At 55.5% G+C, this 13102-nt stretch carries 12 protein-coding genes; 5 read left to right on the forward strand and 7 right to left on the reverse strand.

Annotated features, from left to right (window positions below; all coding sequences use genetic code 11):
* Positions 1 to 45: 45 nt before the first annotated feature.
* Positions 46 to 1155: an SDR family oxidoreductase gene (locus IP581_RS04455; RefSeq protein WP_086873153.1), complete on the reverse strand. Its 1110-nt coding sequence runs from the start codon at positions 1153 to 1155 to the stop codon at positions 46 to 48.
* A gap of 299 nt (positions 1156 to 1454) precedes the next feature.
* Positions 1455 to 2393, reverse strand: a complete 939-nt coding sequence (locus IP581_RS04460) for a TPM domain-containing protein (RefSeq protein ID WP_193821841.1) — start codon at positions 2391 to 2393, stop codon at positions 1455 to 1457.
* 198 nt (positions 2394 to 2591) lie between these two features.
* On the opposite strand from IP581_RS04460, the gene queE reads away from it, so the two are divergent.
* The gene (queE, locus tag IP581_RS04465; RefSeq protein ID WP_193821842.1) at positions 2592 to 3263 is read left to right on the forward strand and encodes a 7-carboxy-7-deazaguanine synthase QueE; all 672 of its coding nucleotides are present in this window, start codon (positions 2592 to 2594) and stop codon (positions 3261 to 3263) included.
* A gap of 232 nt (positions 3264 to 3495) precedes the next feature.
* Positions 3496 to 4281, forward strand: a complete 786-nt coding sequence (locus IP581_RS04470; protein ID WP_097401347.1) for an SDR family oxidoreductase — start codon at positions 3496 to 3498, stop codon at positions 4279 to 4281.
* A 98-nt stretch (positions 4282 to 4379) separates the two neighbouring features.
* Here IP581_RS04470 and queD read toward each other — a convergent pair whose 3' ends face one another.
* A complete protein-coding gene (gene queD / locus IP581_RS04475) occupies positions 4380 to 4742 on the reverse strand; it encodes a 6-carboxytetrahydropterin synthase QueD (RefSeq protein ID WP_017458754.1) in 363 nt (120 codons plus the stop codon).
* A gap of 355 nt (positions 4743 to 5097) precedes the next feature.
* On the opposite strand from queD, the gene cysJ reads away from it, so the two are divergent.
* From cysJ to cysH, 3 genes are read left to right on the forward strand one after another with little or no spacing between them, the layout of a single operon-like run.
* Positions 5098 to 6903, forward strand: coding sequence for an NADPH-dependent assimilatory sulfite reductase flavoprotein subunit (gene cysJ / locus IP581_RS04480; protein ID WP_097401348.1), 1806 nt, complete (start codon positions 5098 to 5100; stop codon positions 6901 to 6903).
* Positions 6903 to 8615, forward strand: a complete 1713-nt coding sequence (cysI, locus tag IP581_RS04485) for an assimilatory sulfite reductase (NADPH) hemoprotein subunit (RefSeq protein WP_097401349.1) — start codon at positions 6903 to 6905, stop codon at positions 8613 to 8615. Before cysJ ends, cysI begins: the two co-directional genes overlap by 1 nt.
* A 54-nt stretch (positions 8616 to 8669) precedes the next feature.
* Positions 8670 to 9404 (forward strand): phosphoadenosine phosphosulfate reductase, encoded by a 735-nt coding sequence (gene cysH / locus IP581_RS04490; RefSeq protein WP_193821843.1) that lies wholly within the window; start codon positions 8670 to 8672, stop codon positions 9402 to 9404.
* A gap of 34 nt (positions 9405 to 9438) precedes the next feature.
* On the opposite strand, the gene hpxZ is transcribed toward cysH, so the two are convergent.
* From hpxZ to IP581_RS04510, 4 genes are all read right to left on the reverse strand, one after another.
* The gene (gene hpxZ / locus IP581_RS04495; RefSeq protein WP_086873159.1) at positions 9439 to 9822 is read right to left on the reverse strand and encodes an oxalurate catabolism protein HpxZ; all 384 of its coding nucleotides are present in this window, start codon (positions 9820 to 9822) and stop codon (positions 9439 to 9441) included.
* Entirely contained in the window at positions 9819 to 11195 is a 1377-nt protein-coding gene (locus IP581_RS04500) for an AtzE family amidohydrolase (RefSeq protein WP_193821844.1), read from the reverse strand. Before IP581_RS04500 ends, hpxZ begins: the two co-directional genes overlap by 4 nt.
* A gap of 97 nt (positions 11196 to 11292) precedes the next feature.
* Positions 11293 to 11478 (reverse strand): oxalurate catabolism protein HpxX, encoded by a 186-nt coding sequence (gene hpxX, locus IP581_RS04505; protein ID WP_086873161.1) that lies wholly within the window; start codon positions 11476 to 11478, stop codon positions 11293 to 11295.
* 9 nt (positions 11479 to 11487) lie between these two features.
* Positions 11488 to 13071: a gamma-glutamyltransferase family protein gene (locus IP581_RS04510; protein ID WP_086873162.1), complete on the reverse strand. Its 1584-nt coding sequence runs from the start codon at positions 13069 to 13071 to the stop codon at positions 11488 to 11490.
* Positions 13072 to 13102: the final 31 nt, after the last annotated feature.

Here is a 13102-nt window from a genome sequence, read left to right on the forward strand (position 1 = left end):
TAAAAATGCCAGTCAGTTGACTGGCATTTTTTTGGCTTTTTCTGACTATTTAAAATCGACTTCCATCTGCTGTGGTATCGTCAGGCCGCGCGTTGTCTGCACGCAGCGGGCGATATAATCGGTAAAACGCGGCGGCTTCGGCATGCCCATGCTGAGCAGCTTATCATTGCTGAAACGCACGTTAAGTGTGGCAAACGCTCCGTAAAGACGCATCGCTTTCAGCATCAGGCGCTCGTTGCACGGCCCGAAGATATCCTTCAACTCGCGGCGCATTTTCACCAGCGTTTCATAGCTAACCTGCGCGTATTTATCGCCAACCGGCGCTTTTTCCAGTGCCTTCGCCATTGCCCTGTCGATATCGGCAAAGCGTACGCTATTCTCTTCCCCGGCCGAGATATGCACCACTTCACCCTGTGCAATCTTGCCGCTAAGCAGCATCAGCAGCGCGTCGGCGCAGTAATCCACCGGGATCACATCCACGCGATCTTCCAGCGAACACATAAATTTTTGCAGCATCAGCCCCATGCTGAACACCCAGAAGATACTGGTAGACGGGGTACAGCCATGGCTGGTATGGCCGACGACAATAGAGGGACGTGCGATCACCAGCGGCAACTGCGGGCACTCTTTGCGCATCAGTTGCTCGATAGTGGATTTGGAGTGCGTATAGGCCACCAGATGCTCGGCGTTCTCGCGAAACTCGCTGCTTTCCGGTACCAGTGAATCCGGCTCCGGCGTGCATGACATCGCGGTGCCAACGTGCAGAAAACGCTGTAACCCGGCAACGTGCGACATCCGGCGGGCAAACGTCAGCGTGCCTTCCACGTTGACTTTCCAGACCAGCGGATTGTTACCAAAAGAGGCTACCGCTGCGCAGTTCAGCACGTGGGTTACATTTTCCAGGCGTGGATCGGCAATAAAACCTTCTGGTTCGCCCAAATCGCCGAGCAGGATCTGCGACGTTGAAAGTGCGTTCAGTACCTCATCACTGAGGTTGAATTTGCGCATATTACTTTTAACGCGCGCCAGCCCGGCTTCGCTATCTTCGGCACGAACCAGCAGCAATAAATTCATTGGTAGATTGTTATGAAGAATTTTTTCTAATACCGCCCCGCCAAGAAACCCAGTGACACCCGTAATCAATAATGTATTCATCAACGCTTTCTCATCATGGTTGTTCTGGCGGATTGTAGGCACAGAAAGCTAAACGCCATATCAATCAACTGGCGGGCAAAATCGCGGGTTTATTAAGGGTTTTTAAGGAAAAAAGCGCAGGGGATTTGTCTACGACAACCAATAAAATGAAAAGATTCCGTCACGCCTCGGGAAATATTTATGTCGATGATATTTAATGACTTATTTTTAGTTCATTCGCCTGCAAATTAGTCGTAAATATCATTCAAAATGTAAAATAAATAATATTTGGTTACATCATTTGTTTTGCGATTGATGGCTTACCAGTTCCCCGACGCGCCGCCGCCGTCACTCGATCCGCCGCCACCGTTGGAATTATCGCTACTGCTATGGCTGGAACTCTCGCTGCTGGTGTAAGTGGTTGTGTCGGTACTTATCTCGCTTCCACGAGAATAAGTGAGCTGCCTGCTCTCATGATATTTTTGCCGGCCTGCGGTGGTAAGCCGCTGCGGGTAAATCAACCATACGCACAACATCATCAGCAAGCTAAAGGCGGGCACGGCAGCGCAGAATAGCGTAAAAGGCAGCAGCAAAGGGTTTTGCTCGCTGTAAGCGAACAATATCACGGCCAGAGGGCAGGCGATAAGAAACAGCCCTGCCAGCGTGCGGATTTTGCCCTTAACCGTCAGGGCAATGATGACCACCGCCAACATTAGTAAACTCTTCCACAGAGAAAACCAAGCGGCCATTTGCTCGAAAAACGAAGGGGGTTGCGCTTTGGGCAGGGGCTGGCTGGCAAGAACGGTGCTGATCCCCTCAACGCCGCGCACGATTCCGCTATTCAGGTCATTCTGCCGGAAGGCTGGAAGCATATATTCATCAATAATTTGCTTTGCCAGCGCGTTGGTTAACATATCTTCAAGACCGCTTCCCACCTCGATACGCACTTTTCTGTCCTGCCAGGCGACCAGCACCAACACGCCGTCATTACGCGTAGCATCGCCGGGGTGCCAGTGGTTAAAAACCGCGTTGGCAAACTGTTCAATGGTTTCGCCATGGGCCGCGGGTATCAGCAGTACGACGGTTTGCGTACCCGTGCGGGCATTCAGATCGCTCACCTGCTGAATAAGCGCTTTACGCTGCCAGAGGCTTAATTGAGATTCGGGATCGTTAACCACGCCATTCATCGGTGGAACAGGCACAGCCAGCGCCGGAAGGGTAAAACTCAGCACCAGCAGCAGTGCCACTATGCGCGCCATTTGCATCATCCTTGGGGGGCAACTCAGGGAAATAACCCTCATAGAATAGCGGTTGATAGCAGGTAATGACAATTTGCCATAACTGATAGTTTTCATTATCAGCGGCTTAAATAGTCCGCCGTGCGCGGCGCAAATGGCACATGATCCCCCGCGGGTTATCTGCAATAATGGCGTTTTTCCCCGGTAATAAGAGCGACGATGCAGTACCCGATTAACGAGATGTTCCAGACCCTGCAAGGCGAGGGTTACTTCACCGGCGTTCCCGCCATTTTTATTCGTTTACAGGGATGCCCGGTTGGTTGCGCTTGGTGCGATACCAAACACACCTGGGATAAGCTCGCGGATCGGGAGGTTTCGCTGTACAGCATTCTCGCGAAGACCAAAGAGAGCGACAAATGGGGCGCGGCAAGCAGCGAAGATCTGCTCGCTATTATCCAGCGCCAGGGCTGGACAGCACGCCATGTGGTGATTACCGGCGGTGAGCCCTGCATTCACGATCTCACGGCGTTAACCACGCTGCTGGAGCACAATGGCTTTAGCTGTCAGATTGAAACCAGCGGCACGCATGACGTTCGTACGTCGCATGCCACCTGGGTCACCGTATCGCCGAAAGTGAATATGCGCGGCGGTTATGATGTCCTTCAGCAGGCGCTGGAACGCGCCGATGAGATTAAGCACCCTGTTGGCCGCCTGCGCGATATTGAAGCGCTGGACGAGCTTCTGGCGCAGCTGCACGATGATAAGCAGCGGGTGATCGCCCTGCAGCCGATAAGCCAGAAAGAGGATGCGACACGCTTGTGTATTGAAACCTGTATCGCCCGCAACTGGCGGCTGTCGATGCAGACGCACAAATATCTCAATATTGCTTAATACAAACCCGCCGCTGGCGGGTTTTTTCATGCAAAAAGGGAAAACAAAGTGATTATTCCGAAGTGAATTCTCGTGATAATTTTACTTTGACCTCTATCAAAGGTTATTTTATTTATCTGTGTATTTTACTTCTCTGCGCCAGAAAACGTGCATTCTTAATATTTAAATATTGCAAGCGTCGCTTCGTTATTGCGGAGTGTCGCTTTTTTCTAAAAGGATTTTGGAACACGCAATGTCAATGAGATCAATTAATAATTTTTCACTGGACTTTTTCTCCTTGCAGGGAAAAACCGCTATTGTCACCGGCGGTAATAGTGGATTAGGACAGGCATTTTCCGTTGCGCTGGCAAAAGCCGGGGCCAATGTTTTTATTCCGGCGATTACTTCGGATGGTGGGGAAACAGAAGAAGCCATTAAACAGCAGGGCGTAGATGTTGAATTTATGGAAGTGGATATTACCGCCGAAGGGGCGCCGCAAAAGATCATCAGCGCCTGTTGCGAGCGATTTGGCACGGTAGATATTCTGGTTAATAATGCGGGCATCTGCAAAATGAATAATGTCTGGGCGTTTAATCGTGCTGACTGGGATCCGATGATTAATGTGAATCTAACGGCGGCCTTTGAATTATGTCACGAAGCAGCAAAAGTGATGGCGAAAAACCTGCGTGGCAAAATTATCAATATTTGCTCGGTGCGTTCATTTTTAGGCCAGCAAGGATCGCCCGCTTATTCCGCGACAAAACATGCGCTCGCCGGTTTAACAAAAGCCTATTGTGACGAATTAGCGCAATTTAATATTCAGGTAAACGGTATTGCGCCGGGATATTTCTCCACGGATATCACGCAAATAATTCGTAACGATCGCAAGCAATATAAATGGGGAATTGATCACACACCGGCTATGCGCTGGGGAGATACGCAGGATTTAATGGGCGCGGTAATTTTTCTCGCCAGCCGCGCCTCGGATTATGTGAATGGTCATTTGCTGGTCGTCGATGGCGGCTATCTGGTGCGTTAAACAGACTGCCCTCTGTGAGGGGAGCAGATAACGCGTGGGCACCTGTGCTGTCAACCTGCAGGCCTGGTCGGCTTGCAGGTTGGCGGTACGACAGTAATTTATTCGCCGCGATAAACGCAACCTGCCGTGCAGGTCTCTTTTACCATCACCGCGCTCAGCAGCGGCACCACCGGTTTCATCTGATCCCAAATCCATTTCGCCAGCACTTCGCTGGTGGGGTTTTCCAGCCCCGGGATCTCATTCAAATAGTAGTGATCCAGGCGCTCGTAAAGCGGTTTAAACGCGGCTTTCAGTTCGGCGAAGTCCATTATCCAGCCGGTATAAGGATCCACCTCGCCGGTGATCTCCAGGCGCACCATAAACGAGTGACCATGCAGACGACCGCATTTGTGCCCCTGCGGAACATGCGGCAGGTGATGCGCGGCTTCGAAAGTGAAATCTTTAAACAACGTGGTCGACATAATGAACTCTCAGGCTTACAAAAAACCGCCGCATGGTAGCGGAAATGACCTTTTTTAGCATTAATTAAAATCACTAAAAGCGGTTACGGTAGAAGCTAAGCCACGATACATTCATTTTGTGAATATAATTCAATGAGTTATTTAACCTGTTTTAGTGTTAACAACTATAACTAAAACAGGTTAGTTCTTTTGGTTATTTGTTATTTCCAACCTTTCTTTAATTGTTATTATCCCCACCGTTAACCTTAGTTTCACTTCACTTTTTTAAAATGATATCCCATGGATTTCGCGGCATTGGCGCGTTCACAAGCTGCGCGAAAGACGAAAGGGAATTGCTACTGGAACAATACGACGCATGACGACCCAGGTCCCACCTTCCGCGTTGCTTCCGCTTAATCCGGAGCAACTGGCGCGCCTCCAGGCGGCCACCACTGATTTAACACCCACCCAGCTCGCCTGGGTTTCCGGCTATTTCTGGGGCGTGCTGAATCAGCAGCCGGCCGGCGCGGTTGTCGCTGCACCACCGGTCGCAGAAGCGTCCTCTATTACGCTGATTTCCGCTTCGCAAACCGGTAACGCCCGCCGTGTAGCCGAAGCGCTGCGCGATGATTTATTGGCCGCGAAACTCAATGTCACGCTGGTCAACGCGGGCGACTACAAATTCAAACAGATAGCGAATGAGAAACTGCTGATCGTCGTTGCCTCAACGCAGGGTGAAGGGGACGCGCCGGAAGAAGCCGTTGCGCTGCATAAATTCCTGTTCTCGAAAAAAGCGCCAAAACTGGATGGCACCGCCTTTGCGGTCTTCGGTCTGGGCGACACCTCGTATGAGTTTTTCTGCCAGGCCGGGAAAGATTTCGACAGCAAGCTGGCGGAGCTGGGCGCTGAACGTCTGCTGGATCGCGTCGATGCCGATGTCGAATACCAGGCCGCCGCCACAGAATGGCGCGCCCGTGTGGTCGAGGTGCTGAAAGCCCGTGCGCCAGCCTCTTCGCCTGCGCAAGCCGCTGTTGCCGCCAGCGGCGCGGTGAATGAAATCGTCTCCAGCCCCTACACCAAAGAAGCCCCGCTTAGCGCAAGCCTGTCGGTTAATCAGAAAATCACCGGGCGCAATTCAGAAAAAGATGTGCGTCATATCGAAATCGATCTGGGTGATTCTGGTTTGCGTTACCAGCCGGGCGATGCGCTCGGCGTCTGGTATCAGAACGATCCGGCACTGGTTAAAGAGCTGGTTGAACTGCTGTGGCTGAAAGGCGATGAGCCCGTCACGGTCGATGGCAAAACCCTGCCGCTCGCACAAGCGTTGCAGTGGCATTTCGAATTGACGGTTAACACCGCCAATATCGTGGAAAATTACGCCACCCTGACGCGCAGCGAATCATTGCTGCCGCTGGTTGGCGACAAAGCACAGTTGCAGCACTACGCCGCGACCACACCGATTGTCGACATGGTGCGTTTCTCTCCGGCGCAGCTGGATGCGGACGCGCTGATTGGCCTGCTGCGCCCGCTGACGCCGCGCCTTTACTCCATTGCCTCTTCGCAGGCGGAAGTAGAGAGCGAAGTGCATATCACCGTCGGCGTGGTGCGTTATGACGTCGAAGGCCGCGCCCGCGCGGGCGGTGCCTCCAGCTTCCTCGCCGATCGCGTAGAAGAAGAGGGCGAAGTTCGGGTGTTTATTGAGCATAACGATAATTTCCGCCTTCCCGCCAACCCGGAAACACCGGTGATCATGATTGGGCCGGGCACCGGTATCGCGCCGTTCCGCGCCTTTATGCAGCAGCGCGCCGCCGATGAAGCGCCAGGTAAAAACTGGCTGTTCTTTGGCAACCCGCACTTTACCGAAGATTTCCTCTACCAGGTTGAATGGCAGCGCTATGTAAAAGAGGGCGTGCTTAATCGTATTGATTTGGCCTGGTCCCGCGATCAAAAAGAAAAAATTTACGTACAAGACAAACTGCGCGAACAGGGCGCGGAGCTGTGGCGCTGGATCAACGACGGCGCGCACATTTATGTCTGCGGCGACGCCAATCGCATGGCGAAAGACGTTGAGCAGGCTTTACTGGATGTGATTGCCGAATTTGGTGGCATGGACACCGAAGCGGCGGATGAATTTTTAAGTGAGCTGCGCGTTGAGCGCCGTTATCAGCGAGATGTCTACTAATGAGCGAAAAACACCCAGGCCCACTGGTGGTCGAAGGCAAACTGACCGACGCCGAACGTATGAAACGCGAAAGCAACTACCTGCGCGGTACGATTGCTGAAGATCTACATGACGGTCTGACCGGCGGCTTCAACGGCGACAACTTTCTGCTGATCCGTTTTCACGGCATGTATCAGCAAGACGATCGCGATATCCGCGCCGAGCGTGCCGAGCAGAAGCTGGAACCGCGCCACGCGATGATGCTGCGTTGCCGTCTGCCGGGGGGCGTCATCACCACCAGGCAGTGGCAGGCGATTGATCAATTCGCCCATGACAACACGATCTACGGCAGCATCCGCCTGACCAACCGTCAGACCTTCCAGTTTCACGGCATTCTGAAAAAAAATGTGAAACCGGCGCACCAGATGCTGCACGCCGTTGGGCTGGACGCGCTGGCGACCGCCAACGACATGAACCGTAACGTGCTCTGTACCTCGAATCCGTACGAATCTGAACTGCACGCTGAAGCTTACGAATGGGCGAAAAAGATCTCTGAACATCTGCTGCCGCGCACGCGCGCTTATGCCGAGATCTGGCTCGATCAGGAAAAAGTGGCGACCACCGATGAAGAGCCAATCTTAGGCCAGACTTATTTGCCGCGTAAGTTCAAAACCACGGTGGTTATTCCGCCTCAGAACGATATCGATCTGCACGCCAACGACATGAACTTCGTGGCGATTGCGGAAAACGGCAAGCTGGTGGGCTTTAACCTGCTGGTGGGCGGCGGTCTGTCTATCGAGCATGGCAACAAGAAAACCTACGCCCGCACGGCGAGCGAATTCGGTTATCTGCCGCTGGAACACACGCTGGCCGTCGCCGAAGCGGTGGTCACCACCCAGCGCGACTGGGGCAACCGTACCGATCGTAAAAACGCCAAAACCAAATACACCCTTGAGCGCGTTGGCGTTGAGACGTTCAAAGCGGAAGTGGAACGCCGCGCCGGGATCAAGTTTGAACCGATTCGCCCGTACGAATTTACCGGCCGTGGCGATCGCATCGGTTGGGTGAAAGGTATCGACAACAAATGGCACCTGACGCTGTTTATTGAAAACGGTCGTATTCTGGATTATCCGGGACGGCCGCTGAAAACCGGCCTGCTGGAAATTGCCAAAATCCACAAAGGCGAGTTCCGCATTACGGCTAACCAGAACCTGATCATCGCCGGTGTGCCGGAAAGCCAGAAAGCGAAGATCGAAAAACTGGCGCGTAGCCACGGTTTGATGGACGCGGTAAAGCCGCAGCGTGAAAACTCCATGGCCTGCGTGTCGTTCCCGACCTGCCCGCTGGCGATGGCGGAAGCCGAGCGTTTCCTGCCTTCGTTTGTCGATAAAGTCGAAGCGGTAATGGAAAAACATGGCGTCGGCGACGATCACATTGTACTGCGTGTGACCGGCTGCCCGAACGGCTGCGGTCGTGCGATGCTGGCGGAAATCGGCCTGGTCGGCAAAGCGCCAGGACGCTATAACTTGCATATCGGTGGTAATCGCAGTGGTACACGAATTCCGCGCATGTACCGTGAAAACATTACTGAAGCCGAAATCCTTGGCGCTATCGACGAGCTGGTAGCACGCTGGGCGCACGAGCGGGAAGAGGGCGAAGGTTTTGGCGACTTCACCATCCGTGCGGGAATTATTCGCCCGGTGCTCGATCCGGCGCGGGATTTCTGGGAATAACGCCTGAATCCTTCCTCCCCGCTCGGGGAGGAAAAGGTGATAAGAGAGGTCAATATGTCCGTACTCGATCTGAACGCGCTAAACGAGCTGCCCAAAGTAGACCGCATACTGCAGCTTTCTGAAACCAACGCGCAGCTTGAGAAACTCAGTGCTGAAGAGCGTGTCGCCTGGGCGCTGGAAAATCTACCGGGGGAATATGTGCTCTCCTCAAGCTTTGGTATTCAGGCGGCGGTGAGCCTGCACCTGGTAAACCAGGTGCGCCCGGATATCCCGGTGATCCTTACCGATACTGGTTATCTGTTCCCGGAAACCTATCAGTTTATCGACGAGCTAACGGACAAGCTCAAGCTGAACCTGAAAATCTACCGCGCCGAACAAAGCCCGGCATGGCAGGAAGCCCGCTACGGCAAGCTGTGGGAGCAGGGCGTTGAGGGGATTGAAAAATACAACCACATCAACAAAGTTGAGCCGATGAACCGTGCGCTGGGCGAACTGAACGCGAAAACCTGGTTTGCCGGGCTGCGCCGCGAGCAATCCGGTAGCCGCGCCACGCTGCCAGTGCTGGCTATCCAGCGCGGCGTGTTCAAAGTGCTGCCGATCATCGACTGGGATAACCGCACGGTTTACCAGTACCTGCAAAAACACGGGCTGAACTACCATCCGCTGTGGGATCAGGGCTACCTTTCCGTGGGCGACACGCACACCACCCGCAAATGGGAGCCTGGCATGGCAGAAGAAGAGACCCGCTTCTTTGGCCTGAAACGCGAATGCGGGCTGCACGAAGGTTAATGTTCGCCCTCTCCTTTACCGGAGAGGGTTTTTGTTACCCCATCACACTCACATGCGCCGCCACAATGCGCCAGCCCCACGGGAACTTCACCCAGGTCTGCATCTGGCGGCCAATTTTCTCGCTGTTTTCCCGCGTAAACTCGGTGCTCGCCACCGCCATATCATCGCCGAAGGTGGTGATGGTGGTATTGCGTAGCACGCGCTCAAGCCCGGCCGAAGGGCGAGCGTTGCGAAAATCGCGGATCGCGGCAATGCCATACAGGTTTTCGGTGGCGCCGTAACGCACCGTACGCGCGTCATCCCAGAACAGCTCGTCCAGCACATCAATATCGTTGCTGATAAGCGCCTGCTCATAGCGGTAAAACGCGGTGGTCACTTCATTGAGGATCGCCGGGCGATCAACATTATCTCGGTTCATGCTGCATCCTGTGGGAAAAGAAGACCGGCCTGCTCCAGCCGCCAGGCGGCCTGTAAACAGCGCGCTTCCTGCCAGGGCGCGCCAATAATCTGTACGCCTATCGGTAAACCGCTGGCGGTTTTCAGCGCCACGGTCACCACGGGCAAGCCAAGAAAGGAGATGGGCTGCGTCAGCATCCCCATGCTCGCTTTCACCGGCAAATCGACACCATTGATATGCATGGTTTGTGCGCCAATCAGCGTGGCACAGCAGGGCGTTGCCGGGGCTAACAGCAGATCAACGTCATTGAATAGCGGCAGCGTTTTGTCGCGAAACCAGGCACGGAAACGCTGTGCCTGGGTGTACCAGGCCGAGGGCGTCATCGCGCCTGCCAGCAGGCGTTCGCGTGAGTTGGGTTCAAACGTATCAGCATCGGTACGCAGGGCGGGTAAATAGTGGTTGCCGCCTTCCGCCGCCGACAGCAAAAACGCCGCCGTTCGCGCCAGTTCCGCTTCCGGCAGCGTTATCGCATTGTCTGCGCCCAGCGCTCGCGCCACATGGGTCACGGCCTGACGCGCATCATCATCGCACCAGGTGGTGAAATACCCCTCCAGCACGGCGCAGCGCAGCCTGCTTTCCCCATACAACTGCGGCAACGCGGCATCACTGGCGCGATCGGATTGCCAGCGATCGTCCGGATCGTGACCTTGCAACGCGTCATACACCTGGGTCAAATCCTCAACGCTACGCGCCAGCGGGCCGATATGATCGAGACTGGCGACAAACGGATGGCTACCGCTGCGCGACAGGCGGCCAAATGTCGGTTTCAGCCCGTTAATACCGCACAGCGAAGCGGGCACGCGAATCGATCCATTGGTATCGCTGCCCAGCGAAAAATTGACCATCCCTGCGGCGACAGCCGCCGCTGAACCGCCGGACGAACCGCCTGCAATACGCTGCGGATCGCGCGGGTTGTGCGTTGCGCCGTAGTGGCTATTTTCGGTGGTAAAACCATAAGCGTAGGCATCCATATTCAGCGCGCCAGCGAGCATCGCGCCCGCGCACGTCAACTGGCGAAGCGCAAAAGCATCGGCCGTTGCGGGCGGTTGCTGGCTGAATAGTTTCGCCCCGGCAAGCGTGGTGACACCTTCGATATCAAACAGGTTTTTCACCCCATATGGCACGCCTGCCAGCGCGGGCACTGCTTCGCCCTTCGCGATTTGCCGGTCGATTTGCGCGGCCTCAGCCAGCATGCGCATAGCGGTGATGTCGGTAAAGGCATTGATGCCCGGATTGTCGCGCTCAATGTACGCCAGCGTCTGCTGCGCCAGTTCGCTGGCGCTAAACGCTTTTTCCTGCAGACCGCGCTGAATATCAGCAATTGATAAATTCATAACCGATACTCTCCTGCGCCTTGCTGGCGGTGAGCCAGTTTGCTGTCGCTAAAGGTTTTTTCCCGCAGACCGCGCTGAATATCAGCAATCGATAAATTCATAACCGATACTCTCCTGCGCCTTCCTGGCGGTGCGGCAGTGTAAAGGCCATCAGCGGTTGCGCCATCGCTGCGATTCTGGCGAGCTGAATTTCCAGCTCGGCGCGGCGTGCGTCATCCAGCGGCACATTAAGCAGCTGTTCCATCAGCCGGATATAGGTCGGCCAGTCAAATGTGGTATTCATCATTGCCCCTTAAAATCCCGCCGCGCTGCCGTTACTGCGCGGATCGTAAGCCCCTTCCAGCATGCCGCTGGTATGGCGCACAATCGCCCCTGCGTGACCGGTCGCTTCGCTCATTCCCGGCAACCACTCAACCTCATGCCCCAACGCCCGCAGCGCCTGGAATGTCTCTTCGCTAAAGCGTCCTTCCAGTTTCAGGCTATCGGATAGCTGCCCCCATGTGCGGCCCAGCAACCAGCGTGGGGCGCAAACCGCCTCCTGCAATGGCATACCCTGCAGCACATGGCGGGTAAAAATGGCGGCCTGTGTTTGCGGTTGACCGTCGCCACCCATGGTGCCGTAAACCAGCGTGCGCCCATCTTTCAGCCGCGCGGCAGCGGGGTTTAAGGTGTGGAACGGCTGTTTACCGGGCATCAGCGCCAGCAGATGCGCCGGATCGAGACTAAAGGCCGCGCCACGGTTTTGCAGCAGCACGCCGCTTTCCGGCAGCACTACGCCGCTGCCAAATTCGTGATAAATGCTCTGGATAAACGACACCGCCAGCCCGTTTTTATCGATAACCCCCATCCACACCGTATCACCCGGCCCTTTCCCCTGGCCCCAGGGCGCGGCGCGCTGCTCATCAATGCTGGCCGCCAGTTGCTCCAGCGGCGCTTGTTCCAGCAGGCTCTGTACCGGCAGCGTGACGTGGCGCGGGTCGGTGATGTAGCGATCGCGCAGACCGAAGGCTTTTTTGGTTGCTTCCACAATGCGGTGAATGGTCTGCACTTCGCTGGCCTGCGCCATCTCCAGATGATCGGTAATGCCGAGGATAGCCAGCGATACCAGCCCCTGCGTTGGCGGCGTCATATTGAAAATGTCGCCCTGGCTATGGCTGAGCTTCAACGGTACGCGGCGCTGGGCGCGATGGTTCGCCAGATCCTGGGCGGTCACGGGCAAACCTAACGCCTGCATTTCGCGGGCGATCACCTGCGCCAGCGAGCCACGGTAAAAGCTCTCCAGCCCTTCGGTGGCAAGCTGGGTCAGCGTGCGGGCAAGTTTCGGCTGACAAAAGCGGCTGCCTGCCAGCGGGGCGGTGCCGTGCGGCAAAAAGGTGTCTGCAAAACCGGGGATATCCACCAGTTCCGCATATTTACTTTGCGTAGCGCTGGCCTGCGACTGGGTGACGGGAATGCCGTCGGCGGCGTAGCGAATGGCATCGGCCAGTAACCGTGAGAGCGGAAGTTGCCCGCCGCCGAGCGCGGCGGAGACCTTCAGCGCCTCATCCCAGCCGCTGAGCGTGCCGGGTACGGTCAGCGCGGCAAGTGTACCGCGATGGGGAATATTCACATGACCTGCGTAAAACTCGCATGTTGCGTGTTGCCCGGCCGCACCGCTGGCGTCAATGGCGAGCGGTTCGCCCTCTGGCGGCACAATCAACCAGAAGCCGTCGCCGCCGATGCCGTTCATGTGCGGGTAGGCCACCGCAATGGTTGCCGCTGCGGCCACCATCGCCTCAATCGCGTCGCCGCCGTGGCGCAACACCGATAACGCCGATTCGCTGGCGAGGTGGTGCGGCGTTACCGCCATGCCGGAGGGGGCCATATTACTTTGCATCGTCACGCTTCCTGTTTTCTGCGGGTAAGTG

This window comes from Kosakonia pseudosacchari (genome assembly GCF_015167415.1).
GTDB classification, from domain to species: Bacteria; Pseudomonadota; Gammaproteobacteria; order Enterobacterales; family Enterobacteriaceae; genus Kosakonia; species Kosakonia pseudosacchari.